Below are 17579 nucleotides of genomic sequence, written 5' to 3'. Positions count from 1 at the left end.
TTGACTATTGACTAGGATAGTGAAAGCTCAACACAAAAGAATTCCATTGCAGTGAATAACAATGGAAACTTCAAGACTTATAAATAAGTTAAAAGTTAAAGTCCGCAGACTCAGTTTACGATCACTACACTGACCGCATTTTCTTGAGACTGACTTTCCAACATCAAACCATACTCCAAACCTTCAATAACAGCGAGATAAGAAGCATCCAAAATATTAGTAGAAACTCCCACAGTAGTCCACCGTTGTTGACCATTACTCGACTCAATTAACACCCTAGTCTTAGCAGAAGTACCCGCTCCACTATCCAAAATTCTCACCTTATAGTCTGTCAAGTAAAAATTAGCGATCGCTGGATAAAAATTTCCTAAAGCCTTCCGTAAAGCAGTATCCAAAGCAGAAACCGGACCATTTCCTTCAGCAGCTTCGAGAATATCCCTACCATCAACAGCAACCTTCACCGTTGCCAGAGAATTAGAAACCTTAGCACTCTCCTTATCTAAATGTACCTGGAAACCTTTAATCTCAAAAAAATGCTGCCTTCGCTCCAAAGCACTTCGCATTAATAACTCAAAACTGGCCTCCGCTGCCTCAAATTGATACCCCTGATTTTCCAACTCTTTTAACTTATCCAAAATTTTTCGACAAGCTGGGTTTTGGCGATCTAGTTCTATGCCAAAACTTTTTGCCTTTGCTAACACATTACTCAAACCTGCTTGGTCAGAAATCACAATACGACGAGTATTACCTACTTCTTGGGGTTGAATATGTTCATAAGTTAGAGGGTTACGTTCCACCGCAGACACATGAATACCACCCTTATGAGCAAAAGCTGATAAACCTACAAATGGTGCATGGTCGTCAGGAGCAAGATTAACTATTTCACTAATACCTCGACTGACCTGAGTCAGTTTTTCCAGTTTTTGTGATTGAATACAATCATAACCCAACTTAATTTGTAAATTAGGAATTAAAGTACAGAGATTAGCATTACCACAACGCTCCCCATAACCATTAATAGTTCCCTGCACCATCTGTACTCCTTCGATCACTGCAGACAAGGCATTAGCCACAGCAGTACCAGAATCATTATGAGTGTGAATACCTAATCTAGTATTAGGTAACTCTCTAGAAACATCTGCTACTATTTGAGTAGCTTCGTGTGGTAGGGTTCCTCCATTCGTGTCGCATAGAACTAACCATTGAGCCCCTGCATTTTTGGCAGCAGTTAAAGTTTGTAAAGCATAATTGGGGTTATGTTTGTAACCATCAAACCAATGTTCAGCATCGTAAATAACCTGACAACCTTGACTACACAGATAGGAAATTGTATCTGAAATCATCTCTAAATTTTCTTCAAGAGTAGTTTTTAACCCTTCAGTAACGTGCAAGTCCCAAGATTTACCAAAAATTGTTACCCACCGTGTACCCGCAGACAAGATAGGTTGGAGAGTAGGATCTGATGCTGCTTGTTTTCCAGGACGTCGGGTGGAACAAAATGCTACGACTTCTGCTTGAGTTAGGGGTTGCTCTTTGAGATGCCAAAAAAATTGTACATCTTTAGGATTGGCTCCAGGCCAACCGCCTTCGATAAAGGGAATCCCTAAACTGTCGAGCTGGTGGACAATACGTAATTTATCTTCTAAGGATAGGGATAATCCTTCTCGTTGGGCACCGTCCCGCAGAGTTGTATCGTAAATCCAGATTTTGTTCATGGTAGTTGATGGTAGATTTCAGAGCTTAGGTAATAATCTATTATATCATATAATCTGGTTTTAAGCAAGTTATAGTTGCGACAGAAAAAATTTTTAAAGTTAATTTAAACTTTATCACATTATGCTTACCAAGAACATCAGGGAATCACTATAGGAATTCTCTTTTTACATTGTCCACAGGAGTAATGGGTAAGAGTTTCAGAGTTTATTTCTAGTTTTTGAATTGTTACAACCCTTTGATTGAATTGCTATATTTGCCCAGCTTACTTTATTATGTAAATTTTTAGCTGTTAATATATAATTAATATTATTCAATATAGTAAGTAATTTGTTATGGTTATAATTTAGACTTCAGAATAAAATTATAATTTGTAATTCTGGTGCAAATCCACCATCTATGTTGATCAAAAATAATGTTGGTGTTTATAATGGCAATGCCTCAATTATTAACTTTCCTAGTATTGGTACTTGTGCCACTTGCGCTATGGAAATAGAAGAAGAAGTTTCTCAAGGAAAGAAATTCGAGAAAAAACTAAATTTTCTTCGCCTCCCTATTCTCCTAATTATCAGAAAAAATTATCCTTTTAAGTGAAAGTTTTAGGAGATATCAAGAATACTAAATATAGTGGCTTTTGGGGCAAGTGTTTTGAGATGTTTTGGACTCTAGACAGGTTAACAAAATCATAGTTTGTTTTCGTAATACGTATTTTATAAACTTAAAAATTCACTTGCCAAAGTAATCTATCATGTCTTCAAAGCCAAGAGTTAAACTTATAGTAATCTAACTTTAGAAAATGAGTACAACGAGGATTTAAACACCCCCTTAAAAAATATTTAAAATTCCAAGTTTGAGTTGTGCAAACCAATTATCTTGATCAAGATAGATTAAATATATTTAAATAAAAATAATCCCCAATATCTGGTCTAATAAAAATAAAATAAAGAGATAAAATAAAGAGATAAAAAATATTTAAAATTTATAGTATAAATAAGTATTTATTATTCCTAATTAATATATCTACAATGATTTTTAAAGTATCAGTAAATTAGTCTAAAAAATCTATGCTATTTCATTTTAATTTATCCCAATTTCTAGAAAATTAGACTAGGCTTAGGTATGACTTCAGTTATTAAATAGTTGACTTATATTTTTTTCCTTTTTGCACGATGAATACTAAATTAATGTTAATTACTATTAGAGATAAAATGGCAAAAAAAGTCCCTAAATATTGACAGTTTGCGACAGAATATACAGGTTAAAAATTTGTTAAGAAATGGTATTAATTCTAACTTTTCTTGATAATTATCTATACAATTATTCGTAAAAGTATCAGTTAATTAGTGTAAAAAAGTCCTGAGTTTACCCTTATGAGTCAATCAAACAAAATCATCATTATTGGTGGCGGTATTATCGGTATATCAATAGCAATAGAACTAAAGTTACGCGGAGCTAAAGTAACAGTTATTAGCCGAGATTTTCAGCAAATTGCCACAAATGCTGCTGCCGGAATGTTAGCCCCCCAAGCTGAAGCTATTCCCCCTGGAAAAATGTTAGATTTATGTTTAAAAAGTCGAACATTATATCCAGAATGGGTACAAAAAATAGAATCAATTAGTGGTTTAGAAACTGGTTATTGGTCTTGTGGAATTTTATCCCCAGTTTATGCTCTAAAAGATAGAGAAAATTATGCTTTACCAAGCCTGAATTATCAATGGCTAAATCAAGTAGCAATCCATCAATATCAACCAGGATTAAGTCCTGAAGTAATTGGGGGCTGGTTTTACCCTCAAGATGGGCAAGTAGATAATCGTTATTTATACCAATCAATTATAGCAGCAGCTAAAGAATTGAAAGTTGAAATTCAATCAGGAATTGTGACAGAAATAATTCGGAAAAAAGGAAAAATTAAAAGTCTCAAAACATCAATAGGTGAAATAGAAGCAGAACATTATGTCTTAGCTACAGGTGCATGGTCGCAGGAGTTATTACCAATTCCCATTTTTCCGACAAAAGGGCAAATGTTATCATTAAAAGTGCCCTCATATGTAAGTAGAGAAAATCTATCTTTGCAACAAGTTATATATGGAAGTCACTGTTATATTGTACCCCGCAAAGATGGCAGAATAATTATTGGTGCAACTTGTGAAAATATCGGATTTGTTGATGGAAATACTCCGGTAGGAATTCAACAATTATTAGGAAATGCAATTAGATTATATCCAGTGTTAAGGGATTACGAAATCTTAGAATTTTGGTGGGGTTTTCGTCCTAATACTCCTGATGAAATGCCGATATTAGGAAAAAGTAATTATGATAATTTGACTTTAGCAACTGGGCATTATCGAAATGGAATTTTATTAGCACCTGTAACAGGAATGTTGATAGCTGATTTAATTTGGAATAATCAATCTAACTCCTTATTGACAGCTTTTAATTATTCTCGGTTTATGGAAGTCGGAAGTCAAGTTTGAGGAATTAATATAAAATAACCTTTGATTTAGAATATTCAATTTATTTGAGCAAAATACTTAAAAATTAGTCAATTAACTTATAGGGAATTGTGTAGATTATTGCTCATGTACAGGATAGATAAAAGTTTAATTATTCATGAGGAAATATATATACAAGTGACTACTACAAAATTCGGGAATAATTCATTTCTATAACTCTTGCTCAATAGATATATGTTATCGCGATCGCATATAAAATAAATTAGATAACCTGATTAAATTATTTCAATTATGTATGTGTTTAACTTCTATTTTAGGTTTAACGATGGAAATAAAAATGGGGAAAAAATAGGAAAATAAACAGAAACAAAACAAAGCCAGTCAATGGTTTTTTATGTATGTGTTTAACTTCTATTTTATGTTTAACGATGGAAATAAAAATGGGAAAAAAATAGGAAAATAAACAGAAACAAAACAAAGCCAGTCAATGGTTTTTATAGTTTTCTGACCCTAGTTTATAACTAAAAAGTTTATTTCTGTTGGTATGAATAATGATTATAATTAGACATCTCCAAAAGTACTCAAACGACTATCCTAACTATCTTGAGTCGAGCGATCGCCACTAATCAAGATAGTTAAGTTGTAAGGTTTTATAAGTATCAGAGATACTCAGAGATACTTTGTGTTACTAATATAAATATTTATTCTACTTTTTCTGATTATTTTCTATCTCAATTTTTGAGAATTTATATTAATATAAACTAGCAAATTATTTAGTCTAACTAAGCCTAACTTTCTCTAATTTTAAATTTTGGAGATATCTATTAGAGTTATTTTACTTTTGGATATAGAGTTTATTCAATTGAGAAATTACACAGAGTGAAACTCTATTTTTCAAAGGGAGATGATTACAACTCATCTTATTCTATAACAATTCCCATAAATAATGAGGCACAAAATCGTACCTCACTAATATAGGAATTGCTATATTTTATCTTGAAACGGTCGTCTTTCAATAATTTGAAAACTGCTGTAAGAGTTTTCAGCTTGCGAACATTAAAAAAAAATGCTCACCCGCTCTGGGACGCTCCATGGCTCCCTGCTGTGGTCTAGCTACATTAAAACCGCTGTCAACCATTGAACACTTGGAATCCTAAATGGCTAAAAGCTGATAGCTAATTAAGAACTAAACCTTAGCTAATTCAAACACTGCTCCCAAACCAGATGCCATTTCTGCTGGAGAAATTTTTCCATCTTTATTGATATCGAGAGCATCAAATACAGCATCACTTCCTGCCCACTCTTCGCGAGTAATAAAACCATCACCATCTAGGTCATAGATATAGAAAATATCTTCTGCTGCATGGGTGACTCCTTCTAGGCGAGTCAACCGCTCTGCTAATAGTTTTTCCAATGATTCTAATGCTTTGGAAAAACCTTTAATACCTTCATCTAACTTTTGAGATGCCATCCGATCTTCAGCGTGCATCTGATCAAAAGTTTCTTTATCCATGAGAATTTTTTCTGCATCAGACTGAGCAGCTTTCTCATCAGAAAGTTTAGTAGGTAACTCACCTATTGTTGACTCTAACTCACCCAATAGCCCTGGTGAAATAGTCAATAAATCACAACCCGCTAATTCCGTAATTTCTCCTGTATTACGGAAGCTAGCTCCCATAACTTCGGTCTTGTAACCAAACTTTTTGTAGTAGTTGTAGACCTTAGTTACAGATAAGACACCAGGGTCTTCTGCTGGGGGATAAGAATCTCGTCCAGTTTCTTTTTTGTACCAGTCTAAAATTCTTCCCACAAAAGGAGAAATTAAAGTCGCACCAGCTTCAGCACAAGCGATAGCCTGATGCAAACCAAACAGTAGAGTTAAGTTGCAGTGAATACCTTCTTTTTCCAGCACTTCTGCTGCTTTGATCCCTTCCCAAGTAGAAGCAATCTTAATCAAGATACGATCACGTGAAACCCCAGCCTCTTCATATTGAGCAATTAAATCTCTTCCTTGAGCTATTGTTGCCTCTGTATCATAGGATAGTCTTGCATCAACCTCTGTGGATACCCGCCCAGGAACAATTTGTAAAATCTTGAGTCCAAAAGCAACTGCCAATCTCTTAAATGCTAAATTTGCCACATCAGAAGCGGTTGCATCTGTTCCCAATTCTTGCCTTGCTGTTTTCAAAGTTTCATCCACAATTTCTTGATATTGTGGCATCTGAGCAGCAGCAGTAATTAATGAGGGATTAGTAGTTGCATCCCGTGGCTGAAATTTTTCAATTGCTTGAATATCGCCTGTATCAGCAACTACAATGGTTACTTTTCGTAGTTGTTCTAGCAAATTTTTAGCCATTTGTTTCTCCTTTTTAGAATAAGTTGCTTATTTAGATTTTAGTTGATAACTGTCACTTCATAAAACTTATGTAAAACTTGATCAAAATCATTGGGGTGCCTCGCCCCACCTTTTAAGATCAAATCTGGTTGAATACATTATATAAATAACTATTATATAATTTGGAGCTCTGGGGAGTATGAAAATATTGTGACAATTATAAGCATATGCTATGTGAACAGGATGAAATAATGGCACATTGGCATATTGAATTTTCGTTGAACTTTTAAATATAAAGTTAATATGATATCTTAGATGTTTCTGTGTTCTAACATACACTATCTATGTATTCAGGCTATTGGTTTACATCCGTTAATATTAGAGCTCGACATCAAAAGGCTCTGAAACCTTTATCGGACTTTTCCAAAATCAGTATTTTGGAGAGGTCTATTTGTTTGGCTTCCTTATGACCACTTTGTTTTTTTACCTGTTCTAATTTGAATAACACTTAAGCTAATGGAAACACCTAATACAAACCAATTCATCTTGGGATCTAAAAATCAAAATCAAAGTCCCATTCCACGAGTAATATCAATTGACATTTTGCCTGGAGTCGTGATGGTGTTGATGACCTTAGATCATGTACGATTTTTTTTCTCTAATGCTGACTTTAACCCCTTAGATCTTACCCAGTCAAACATTCCTTTATTTCTAACCCGGTGGGTGACTCATATTTGCGCCCCTACATTTATTTTTCTAGCAGGAATAGGAGCTTATCTTTCTCTCAAACGTGGCAAAAGCAAGCCAAAACTTTGTCGGTTTTTGTTGCTCCGAGGACTGTGGTTAGTGTTCCTAGATTTAACAGTAGTAACTTTTAGCTGGAGTTTTAACCTGAGGGACAATTTTTTTGTGGCCGGAGTCTTATGGGCGATCGGTTAGTCGATGGTTTTCTTGGCAGCAGTAATTTATCTTCCTACTCGTACAATTGCAGCGATCGGAATTTTGATGATAGTCGGACATAATTTTTTCGATCATGTACAAGCAGAACAACTAGGAAATATTGGTTGGGTTTGGGCAATACTTCACGAAAGGAAAATTCTGGAACTAACTTCCGGGTTTCGCTTATTTATCCTTTACCCTCTGATTCCTTGGATCGGAGTCATGGCAGTAGGTTATGCTTTTGGAACACTGTTAGAAATTGAAAAAAATCGGCGACTTCAGCTATTAAGAAAAATAAGTTTAAGTATGATTGTTACTTTTATTATTATTCGAGTAATTAATAGTTATGGTGACCCCAATCCTTGGTTAATTCAGTCTAGATTTTTTTATACCTTACTATCCTTTATAAACTGTCATAAATATCCACCTTCTTTGCTATATTTATTAATAACACTTGGTTTGGCAATTCTATTACTTTATTTTTTAGAAAAATCAGAAATACGTTATTTTAAGCCATTAATTATCTTAGGTCAGCAACCATTATTTTTCTATGTCATCCACTTTTGGTTAATTCATATAACTGCTATTTTATTTGCTTTGTCTAGATATGGTATAACACCTTTTACTTTCTCCCAATTAGGCATTAGTTGGAAACCTAAAGCATTTGGGTATGATTTACCAATTGTTTATCTAATTTGGTTGTTAATGACTGTTATCTTATATATTATTTGTGAGAGGTTTGCTAAGTATAAGAAAAAGCACCGAGGTAAGTGGTGGTTAAATTACTTGTAAAGAGTTATCCCCAGCAATAGGCCTACTCAACAAAGGTTTATTTAAACCAGGCCTGATCGGTAGACATCTTTTTTAAGATTTACACTTTATATACTTAGAATCTACTGTAATTTGATTACCATACTGATATACTTTCAGATTAACAAATTTAAGTTTTATGAGATTAAGATTCATCTATGGGTAATCCTTCTTATTCCCCTCCGTGGTTCTTAAAAAACGGTTTAGCAATGACTCTCTATGCAACGTTTTGGATACCCCGTTTTTGGGAAGAGACTATTAAATTTTCTAAGCTTTCTTACCAAGATATAATTTTTATTGGTGCAAATGATGTACCAATTTTTGGGTGGATGGCTATCCCAGAAAACCCAAAAGGTACAATTATTGGGACTTATGGAATTACAGGAGATTTAGATAATCAATGGTTCTTAAAGCTATTGGGACGAAAAGCCTATGCTCAAGGTTATGCCGTTGTTTTATTTGATTGGCGTGCCCACGGTAAGACAGCATTACTATCACCAACTCTAACTTCAGACGGTATTTATGAAGGGCAAGATTTTGTTCATATTGCTGCTCAAGCAAAAGCAATGGGTTGTCCACCTAATTTTTGGTTTACTGGATATTCTTTGGGAGGACAACTAACACTTTGGGGTGCTAAAGTAGCAGAAAGTCTGGCTCCAGAATTAGGATTAGCAGAAACAGATATTGGTGGTTGTGCAGTTATTTGTCCCAGTCTAGAAGCTCAACGTTCTCTCTCTTATTTAAATAGTTTTCCTCTAGGAAAACGCTTAGATAAAGGAATTACTAAAAACCTCAAAAAATTAGCTTGGTTAATTCACGATTATCATCCAGATTTTATAGATATAGAGGCAATAGAACGGGCTAACTCTATCTGGAAATTTGATGCAGAATTTATTATCAAAAGCTTAGGATTCTCATCAGTAGAAGCTTATTATAAAGCAACAAGTCCTTTATATTTTTTGCCTCATCTTCAGAAAAAAACATTGATTATTTATGCGGAAGATGATCCACTATTTGACCCAACAATTGTGCCAGAATTAAAAACTATTTGTCAAAATAATTCTGCTATTGATTTGATTTTAACTCGTTACGGTGGTCATGTAGCTCATATTAGCAACAAATCATGTCAAAAGCTTGCCCAAGATCCTGATATTTGGTGGGCATGGAATCGAGTTTTTGAATGGATTAAACAAAATGAAACAGTAACATCAAGGACTGAAGTTGCTGTCTAATTTTATCCTCAGGAGTTAGGTAATATTCCTAATTCCTGATAGTTCTTAATTTAGTAGTTAGTAGTTAGTCGTTAGTAGTTAAAGGACCTTTTTTTTACTATTAACACTTACTCGCCTACTAGTTCCACAGGTTATTTTAGTAACGCCCTAGAGGAATATTACTTTTGCATCCTTTAGTAAGTTTCTTCTTAAATTTTGTTGATAGAATACTTTTATATGTATGAATTTTTTTTAGGTTTTATGAATTTTATCTCTTCATTAAAACTAATCCTACTAAATTGATACAGCTAAAAAAAAGTTTTCAATACCAATACTTTTCTTACCAATAAATTTAAATTTTTCTGTAAATTTAGTGACAGTATTATAGAGAAGTCTTTAATTTTAATTAAACAACTAGTAAAACAATAATTCCTCCACCAACAAATGGGGGTAAATGACAATATGGCAACTGTAGAGTGATTCCCGATTTAACAGGTGAAAACCTGAGACCCATTGGCATCTGTGGAGGGAATATGCAGAAGAGTCAAAGTGGCTACCATATAGTTCTCTATCATAAACTACAATTGACAGACTTCTTCGCTTTATTTAGGGGGAAGTTGAGAAAACAATTGTTTGACAAATCTTGCAGTGAAATTATTCATTTAATACCCCATACTAAACCTCACGATAGAGAATGGTAAACCTAAAAGTTATCAAATAAACATTTGCTCTCCCCTCCCGTGGAAGTAATTTGCGTTTTGCTGCACAATCATGAAATTCTGAGAAAGTGCTCCAGCTATATCTATCCTACAGCAACGTTGTATACAGCAAAACCCATTTTCATGGGGGAAAATAGTTTAGTTGCAACTTGGCAAACCATAAAATATTCAAAAAACTCAGTCGCCTTAAAGACATAAATTCTCAACTTTTATCAAAAAAAAATGGAATATTTTTCTTAGAAAATTGTGAGTATTGATACGGTTAAAAATAGATATTTTTTTTAAATTGCAATTAGAACGTTATGAGCAAGAGTTGATGAAAATATTTATCTGAAACAACTCGTAAAGTTTAATTTTTTTTCACGCATATCTATATCTACTTAAGGAGAAGACTATGTGGGAGTATCTACCACCTTTAAACGAACATAATTTACCCTATCCAGATACAATACATCCCATCGTTGTCCACTTCGTAATTGCGATGGTATTATTTGCGTTACTATGTGACATTATTGGTTATTTCACTCGTAATTTCCGTTTATATGAAGTTAGCTGGTGGAACATGTTTTTCGCCACCATTTCTATTTTTATTGCCATAATATTTGGTCAGTTTGAAGCTGGTCTGGCACAACCCTACGAAGCGGTTGAACCTATCTTAAACTTACATACATTAATTGGTTGGTCTCTCTCAGGAATTATCGCGGCTCTCACTGCTTGGCGTTATGTGATTCGTTCTAATAACACAGAAAAATTACCGATGCCATATCTAGGACTAGGATTAGTACTAGTAGGAATAGTCTGCCTTCAAGTTTACTTGGGAGATGAATTAGTTTGGGTTTATGGACTACACACAGTGCCAGTAGTGGAAGCAATAAAGGAGGGAATTTTACAATGAACCTAGAATTAATAGATAGTTTGACTGCCCAAGTTGGGGCAAATGGGCTTCCTTACGCTATCCCAATTCATCCAAACTTAGTTCATCTGACTCTAGGTCTGTTTATTATGGGAATTGCTTTTGATATTGTTGGCATATTGTTCCCTCTACAAAAACCAGTCCTGAAAGTTTTAGCGATATCTGCTACTCGTTCCAACTTTTTTGATGTAGGTTGGTACAATATGTTAGCTTCATCAATTATCACATTTTTCACCGTAGCAGCAGGATTTTATGAAATCATGCTAGCGACACCATCTCCTGAACTTAAAAGTGTATGGGGTTTAGGAGCAATGGATACAATGTTATGGCATGGCATTGGCGGTGTGTTGCTATTAGCAATGATTATAGGTATGACGATTTGGAGGGGATTTCAACGTTATATTTGGTCTCAGGATAAACTCCTACAAGTACAATGGAGTTATTTAGCAGTAGGTTTAGTAATCCTTTTTGTTATGTACGTTCATGGTACTTTGGGCGCACAGTTAGCAGCAGAGTTTGGAGTACATAATACTGCTGATGCCTTGTTAGAACTAGGCAAAGATCCTAATATTGTCCTGAAATAATCTTAGTAGGATATTGATATGAAAACCCGCACTATTTTAACCTTGGGGGCGATCGCTCTCTTGTTAGCTGCTATTAGTATTTGGATCGGGCAACTCTCCTACTCATGGTTGCCTCCTCAAGCAGCAGCAGAATCTATGTTAATTGATGAGTTATTTAGTTTTCTGGTCACTCTTGGTAGTTTCATATTTCTGGGTGTCACTGGAACTATAATGTATTCAATTCTTTTCCAACGTGCTGCTAAATATGATTACAGCGATGGGCCACATATTGAGGGTAACGTTACCTTAGAAGTTGTTTGGACAGCAATACCAATTTTTCTAGTATTTTGGATTGCTGCTTACAGCTACAATGTCTATGAAAAAATGGCTATTCAAGGACCGATGGAATTAGTGCATTTGCATACACCATTAGAAATGGAATCAGCTTATGCAGATCCATTAGAACCTGTAACTGAACCTGTAGAAGAAATTCAAGTCTATGCTAAACAGTGGTCTTGGGTATTTCGTTATCCAGAAAATGGAGTGACTAGCACCGAACTGCACTTACCTGTAGATCGGCGTGTGCGGGTAGCGTTAAATTCAGAAGATGTGCTGCATGGGTTTTATATTCCTGCGTTTCGACTGAAGCAAGATATTATTCCCAACCATCCAATAGATTTTGAATTTACTCCAGTTCGTGTTGGCAAATATAGTCTAACTGATTCTCAATATAGCGGTACTTATTTTGCCACAATGGCAGCAGATGTAGTTGTTGAATCTGCTCAAGATTACAAAAATTGGCTGGCAAAAGTAACGGATAATAAATTATCTCCTGCCAAAAATCAAGCACATACTGAATATATTCAAAAATTAGAAGCACCTGTGCAACCAGGTTGGCCTTCAGTGAGACCTGCTTCACCTCCTATTGTTAATTATCATAATAGTTAGGGATAAGGCTCACTAAAGTTAAAACGAATTCAGATATCCTCACTCTTTTCAAACGAAAAAAACATTACTGAACCCTAGCCTGTAATCAAGGAAAAGAATCTTCTATGAAAGAAATAACAATCGAAAGCATCAGCGATGCCATAGAAAAACCAGAACCAGAACAACCACCAAACTGGCGACGATACTTCAGTTTTAGCACCGACCATAAAGTTATCGGTATCCAATACCTGGTTACCTCCTTTCTCTTTTTCCTTGTCGGTGGAATATTTGCCATGGTGATACGAGGGGAACTAATGACACCAGAATCAGACCTCGTAGACCGCACCATTTACAATGGAATGTTCACAATGCACGGCACAGTAATGCTATTTTTGTGGACTTTTCCATCCCTAGTTGGTCTGGCAAACTATCTCGTACCCATAATGATCGGAGCGCGAGATATGGCATTCCCTCGTTTAAATGCTGCTGCATTCTGGATGGTGCCAGTAGTCGGTATCCTAATGATGGCTAGTTTCTTTGCTCCTGGTGGACCAGCCCAAGCGGGTTGGTGGTCATATCCTCCTGTAAGTATCCAAAACCCTACGGGTAGCATAATTACTGGTCAGGTAATATGGATTCTTGCGGTTGCAATTTCTGGGGTTTCCTCCATTATGGGAGCGGTCAACTTTGTCACAACTATTGTGAGGATGCGATCTCCAGGTATGACTTTTTTCCGAATGCCAGCTTTTGTTTGGACAGTATTTGCTGCCCAAATAATTCAATTATTCGGACTGCCAGCACTAACAGCAGGCGCAGTAATGTTATTATTTGACATTACAGTAGGAACAGGATTTTTTAACCCTGCTAATGGAGGGAACCCAGTTTTATTCCAACACTTTTTCTGGTTTTATTCCCACCCTGCAGTTTACGTTATCATCCTACCTATATTCGGCATTTTCTCAGAAGTTTTTCCAGTCTATAGTCGTAAACCCCTATTTGGTTACAAAGTGGTAGTAATTTCATCCATGATCATTGCTGGAGTAAGTGGTCTGGTTTGGGTACACCATATGTATGCTAGTGGTACACCTCCTTGGATGCGGATGGTTTTCATGTTGTCAACTATGTGCGTTTCTGTACCAACTGGTATTAAAGTGTTTGCCTGGGTAGCAACTATTTGGGGTGGAAAAATTCGACTAAATACTCCCATGCTGTTTTCTTTAGGCGGTTTAGTAATGTTTGTGTTTGCTGGTATTACTGGCATTATGCTCTCTTCCGTTCCTGTAGATATTCACGTTAACAATACATATTTTGTCGTCGGTCATTTTCATTATGTTCTCTACGGCACCGTGACTATGGGAATGTATTCCGCCATTTATCATTGGTTTCCTAAGATGACTGGGAAAATGTATTACGAAGGTTTAGGGCAATTACATTTTTGGTTGTCATTCATCGGCACTAACCTCAACTTTTTACCAATGCACCCATTAGGTTTGCAAGGAATGTTGCGTCGTGTTTCTTCCTATGCACCTCAATATGAATTATGGAATGTGCTAGCAAGTCTGGGAGCATTTTTGTTAGGAATGTCTACTTTGCCATTCATTTTAAATATGGTTAGTTCCTGGATCAAAGGTAAAAAAGCACCTGCTAACCCTTGGCGAGCAATAGGTTTAGAGTGGATGATTTCTTCCCCACCAGATGTGGAGAATTTTGAGGAACTTCCTATAATTATTTCTGAACCCTATGGTTATGGGAAATCAGAACCTTTGACTGCTAATAACCCTAATGGTCATACACAGTTATCAGTTAATGGTTAACAGTCCTGGGTTGGGTTTTGCTACGCAATATTAAAAGCGACAGCGCAACCCAACAAAAATATCTATCTGTAATATAGCATTTCTCAGGGCAGTTAGGAAATTCTTGCTCCTCTCAAATTTAGTCACAGTAAGAATGTACTGGTTGCCTATCAATGGTTTTGCTTGCGGCGATGTGGTTCATCTATCTGAAAAGCTATACCATTAAAACTTTTGATTTTTGACTGGCATGAAGTTTGGTTTCTCTGTAGACCGAGACTTAAATGCAAGTATCAAGTATAAAGAGATATAAATGGAATTTGTTTGAGCGCGTTTTGCCTGTGGAAGTAATACGACTGACAGTGAACGAGCCTAGCAATAATAAGCATTGAAATGTCATAACTAGTGACGTTTATCAGTTTGATGAAGCAGGATATGAGGATAAAACCAGTAAATTAAAGGAGAATTATCATATGAATAGTGCAGTAACTTCAGAAAAAGTGCATGGATCTTTGCACTCAGGAGTTGCAGAACATCATCACGACGAAGAAGCCAATAGTATGTTTGGGTTTATCGTTTTCCTACTTTCGGAAAGCGTGATTTTCCTGAGTTTCTTTGTCGGATATATTATCTACAAAACCACAATGCCTGACTGGTTACCGCCCGGTATTTCTGGTCTGGAAGTGAGAGAACCTGCAATTAATACAGTGATTTTGGTTTCCAGTAGTTTTGTTATTTACTTTGCGGAAAAAGCTCTAGAAAAGGATAACTTAACTTGGTTTCGCATATTTTTGGTGGCAACCATGGCAATGGGAACCTACTTTGTGGTGGGTCAAGGAATTGAATGGAGTGCTTTAGAGTTTGGCTTTACTACAGGGGTCTTCGGTGGCACTTTCTATTTGTTGACTGGTTTTCACGGCCTGCACGTGATCACAGGCATTTTGTTACAAGGAATTATGTTACGTCGTTCTTTTATTCCTGGCAACTATGATAATAGTCACTTTGGCATTAATGCTACTTCTTTATTTTGGCATTTTGTTGACGTAATTTGGATTATTTTATTTATTCTTATCTATATTTGGCAGTGAAATGTTAATAGTGTGGGCGTCTCACTCACCCCCGATGAAAAGGCATTCAACTGCGGGAATTTGATGTTTGCAACAGTAGAACTAATTAAAAATGCAACTCAAAAACGGGAGCAAGACGCTCCCACTACTTAAAAATTGAATTTTCATGGCTCCTAATACCAATTAGAAAAAAGAAGGTTACAAATAGTTTCAAATTTTGTGGCTTCCAAGTTTTGACCCTATAAAATCTTAATGGATGACTTTCCTGGTTGAGGAGGGAAGGACTTCTGTTGACTTCTATGAAATGTTAGAATACTTTTTCTCAAAAACATTTCAACATTTTATTGAGAGTAGGTAGGGAATTTCTATACAAGATCCGTACTGTCAGAAAAATAATTAACACTCTACTGGATCTTTATTATCAAAACATTTATTGAGTAGATGTTCATAACTTAATAGTTGAACTCTTGCTTAAGTATAGCATTGCTTTTAATAATTGGTATAACTCCTTCTTCAATACACCTCAAAAAAATTACTACAGGAAGAGAAAAATGATTATTGACGACCAACATTATGATGTAATTATTGTCGGTACAGGAGCAGGCGGTGGTACTTTAGCATATAAACTTGCTGCCACTGGCAAAAAAATTCTGATTCTGGAAAGAGGTGATTTTATGCCTCTAGAAATCCAAAATCGAGTTAATGTTGATATCTTTAAGAAAGAACTTTACCGTGCCCATGAAAATTGGTATAATGATGCAGGGGAAGCATTTTCTCCTCAGACAAATTATGCTGTTGGTGGTAATACAAAAATTTATGGAGCAGCCCTAATTCGGATGCGGGAAAAAGACTTTGAGGCAGTGGAACATCAAGAAGGAATTTCTCCAGAGTGGTGTCTCAAATACAAGGACTTTGAACCTTATTACACTGAAGCAGAACAACTCTATAAAGTTCATGGTCACTCAAGCAATAATTCTAATGAACCTCATCATAGTCAAGAATATCCTTATCCCGCAGTTGACCACGACCCACAAATTCAAACAGTTGTCAACGCTATCGCCGGCCAAGGTCTACATCCAGAAAACATACCATTAACTCTGACTCGGGAACAGGAAGACCCCACAGGAGACTCAGAAGTATTTGGTATTGCACCACTGCTCAATTCTCCTAACATTACTATTAAAACTAATGCTAAAGTAGTCTGTTTACTTACCAACTCTTCTGGTAATACTGTCAAAGCAGTAGAAGTTGAAATTGACGAACGATCATTTCTATTTTTTGGGGATATTGTTGTAGTTGCTTGTGGAGCTGTAAATTCAGCAGCATTGTTATTACGTTCTGCTAACGAAAAACATCCTCATGGTTTAGCAAACAGTTCTGGACAAGTTGGGCGCAACCTGATGAAACATCAAATGACTGCTGTAGTGCAACCTAGTCCAAAACCTAATTCTGGCAACTTTCTCAGAAGCGTTTGTGTAAATGACTTTTATTGGGGAGATGAAAATTATTCTTATCCCATGGGTCACATTCAGAATACAGGTGGGTTACTTCAAGATATTACTTTTGCTGAATCTCCACCTATCTTGTCTATTTTAGCAAAAGCAATGCCTGAGGTGGGTTTGAAGCGGTTAGCATTACGTTCTGTTGGTTGGTGGACATATTCGGAGGTATTACCAGATCCTAATAACCGCATTGAAGTTAAGGGAGACAAACTTTTCTTCCATTACACTCCCAATAACTTGGAAGCACACGATCGCCTAGTTCATCGTTGGATAGAGGTATTAAAGTCAGTAGACAAAGCGGTTGGAAATTCTTTCTTTGCAAGATCAGGAGGTAATGTTTACCCTCGTGGAGAAGCTCCTATCGAAGTAGTTGCCAACCAGTGCGGTACTTGTAAGTTTGGGGAAGATCCAGCTACATCAGTTTTAGATATTAACTGTCGTACCCACGATGTAGATAATTTATATGTTGTAGATAGCAGTTTTTTCCCATCAAGTTCTGCTATAACTCCTGCTTTAACAATTATTGCTAATGCTTTACGAGTAGGGGAACATTTAAAGGAGCGTCTATAGTAACAGTAAAAATTATATCAGTTTGAGAGTGTATAATATTTTCCCACGTTAGCAAGTTTTAGCGTGG

The 17579-nt window shown here is 35.9% G+C and carries 11 protein-coding genes and 1 pseudogene; 10 read left to right on the top strand and 2 right to left on the bottom strand.

The window, feature by feature from the left end; all coding sequences use genetic code 11:
• Positions 1–110: 110 nt before the first annotated feature.
• Positions 111–1715, bottom strand: coding sequence for a citramalate synthase (cimA, locus tag TERY_RS01320; RefSeq protein ID WP_011610162.1), 1605 nt, complete (start codon positions 1713–1715; stop codon positions 111–113).
• A 397-nt stretch (positions 1716–2112) separates the two neighbouring features.
• Between cimA and TERY_RS01315 the strand changes: the two genes are divergently transcribed.
• Both TERY_RS01315 and thiO read left to right on the top strand, forming a co-directional pair.
• A complete protein-coding gene (locus TERY_RS01315; protein ID WP_063823331.1) occupies positions 2113–2307 on the top strand; it encodes a hypothetical protein in 195 nt (64 codons plus the stop codon).
• Positions 2308–3083: 776 nt separating this feature from the next.
• Positions 3084–4187, top strand: a complete 1104-nt coding sequence (thiO, locus tag TERY_RS01310; protein WP_011610161.1) for a glycine oxidase ThiO — start codon at positions 3084–3086, stop codon at positions 4185–4187.
• Between the two features lie 1165 nt (positions 4188–5352).
• Here the strand turns inward: thiO and TERY_RS01305 are convergent.
• The gene (locus TERY_RS01305) at positions 5353–6522 is read right to left on the bottom strand and encodes a transaldolase (RefSeq protein ID WP_011610160.1); all 1170 of its coding nucleotides are present in this window, start codon (positions 6520–6522) and stop codon (positions 5353–5355) included.
• Between the two features lie 495 nt (positions 6523–7017).
• On the opposite strand from TERY_RS01305, the pseudogene TERY_RS35930 reads away from it, so the two are divergent.
• From TERY_RS35930 to TERY_RS01265, 8 genes and pseudogenes are all read left to right on the top strand, one after another.
• Positions 7018–8232 (top strand): annotated as a pseudogene (locus TERY_RS35930) (DUF1624 domain-containing protein).
• Between the two features lie 176 nt (positions 8233–8408).
• Complete coding sequence (locus tag TERY_RS01295) at positions 8409–9482, top strand: alpha/beta fold hydrolase (RefSeq protein ID WP_011610159.1); 1074 nt, start codon at positions 8409–8411, stop codon at positions 9480–9482.
• A gap of 1092 nt (positions 9483–10574) precedes the next feature.
• Positions 10575–11075, top strand: coding sequence for a DUF2231 domain-containing protein (locus TERY_RS01290; protein WP_011610158.1), 501 nt, complete (start codon positions 10575–10577; stop codon positions 11073–11075).
• Positions 11072–11677, top strand: coding sequence for a DUF2231 domain-containing protein (locus TERY_RS01285; protein ID WP_011610157.1), 606 nt, complete (start codon positions 11072–11074; stop codon positions 11675–11677). The genes TERY_RS01290 and TERY_RS01285 overlap by 4 nt, the downstream gene beginning before the upstream one ends.
• 18 nt (positions 11678–11695) lie before the next feature.
• Positions 11696–12604, top strand: a complete 909-nt coding sequence (locus TERY_RS01280) for a cytochrome c oxidase subunit II transmembrane domain-containing protein (protein WP_011610156.1) — start codon at positions 11696–11698, stop codon at positions 12602–12604.
• A 104-nt stretch (positions 12605–12708) separates the two neighbouring features.
• On the top strand, positions 12709–14397 hold the full coding sequence (ctaD, locus tag TERY_RS01275; protein WP_011610155.1) for a cytochrome c oxidase subunit I: 1689 nt from the start codon (positions 12709–12711) through the stop codon (positions 14395–14397).
• 449 nt (positions 14398–14846) lie between these two features.
• Entirely contained in the window at positions 14847–15461 is a 615-nt protein-coding gene (locus TERY_RS01270) for a cytochrome c oxidase subunit 3 (RefSeq protein WP_011610154.1), read from the top strand.
• Between the two features lie 530 nt (positions 15462–15991).
• Positions 15992–17512 carry a GMC oxidoreductase gene (locus TERY_RS01265; protein WP_011610153.1) on the top strand — a complete coding sequence of 507 codons (1521 nt, stop codon included), beginning with the start codon at positions 15992–15994 and terminating at the stop codon, positions 17510–17512.
• The last annotated feature ends 67 nt before the right edge of the window (positions 17513–17579 follow it).

This window comes from Trichodesmium erythraeum IMS101 (genome assembly GCF_000014265.1).
Classification (GTDB): Bacteria; Cyanobacteriota; Cyanobacteriia; order Cyanobacteriales; family Microcoleaceae; genus Trichodesmium; species Trichodesmium erythraeum.
This window is presented reverse-complemented; position numbering and strand designations above follow the sequence as displayed.

What these genes read in the sequence shown, in the direction of transcription:
- cimA (WP_011610162.1), bottom strand. Translation starts at nt 1,715, where the DNA reads ATGAACAAAATCTGGATTTACGATACAACTCTGCGGGACGGTGCCCAA.
- TERY_RS01315 (WP_063823331.1), top strand. Translation starts at nt 2,113, where the DNA reads ATGTTGATCAAAAATAATGTTGGTGTTTATAATGGCAATGCCTCAATT.
- thiO (WP_011610161.1), top strand. Translation starts at nt 3,084, where the DNA reads ATGAGTCAATCAAACAAAATCATCATTATTGGTGGCGGTATTATCGGT.
- TERY_RS01305 (WP_011610160.1), bottom strand. Translation starts at nt 6,522, where the DNA reads ATGGCTAAAAATTTGCTAGAACAACTACGAAAAGTAACCATTGTAGTT.
- TERY_RS01295 (WP_011610159.1), top strand. Translation starts at nt 8,409, where the DNA reads ATGGGTAATCCTTCTTATTCCCCTCCGTGGTTCTTAAAAAACGGTTTA.
- TERY_RS01290 (WP_011610158.1), top strand. Translation starts at nt 10,575, where the DNA reads ATGTGGGAGTATCTACCACCTTTAAACGAACATAATTTACCCTATCCA.
- TERY_RS01285 (WP_011610157.1), top strand. Translation starts at nt 11,072, where the DNA reads ATGAACCTAGAATTAATAGATAGTTTGACTGCCCAAGTTGGGGCAAAT.
- TERY_RS01280 (WP_011610156.1), top strand. Translation starts at nt 11,696, where the DNA reads ATGAAAACCCGCACTATTTTAACCTTGGGGGCGATCGCTCTCTTGTTA.
- ctaD (WP_011610155.1), top strand. Translation starts at nt 12,709, where the DNA reads ATGAAAGAAATAACAATCGAAAGCATCAGCGATGCCATAGAAAAACCA.
- TERY_RS01270 (WP_011610154.1), top strand. Translation starts at nt 14,847, where the DNA reads ATGAATAGTGCAGTAACTTCAGAAAAAGTGCATGGATCTTTGCACTCA.
- TERY_RS01265 (WP_011610153.1), top strand. Translation starts at nt 15,992, where the DNA reads ATGATTATTGACGACCAACATTATGATGTAATTATTGTCGGTACAGGA.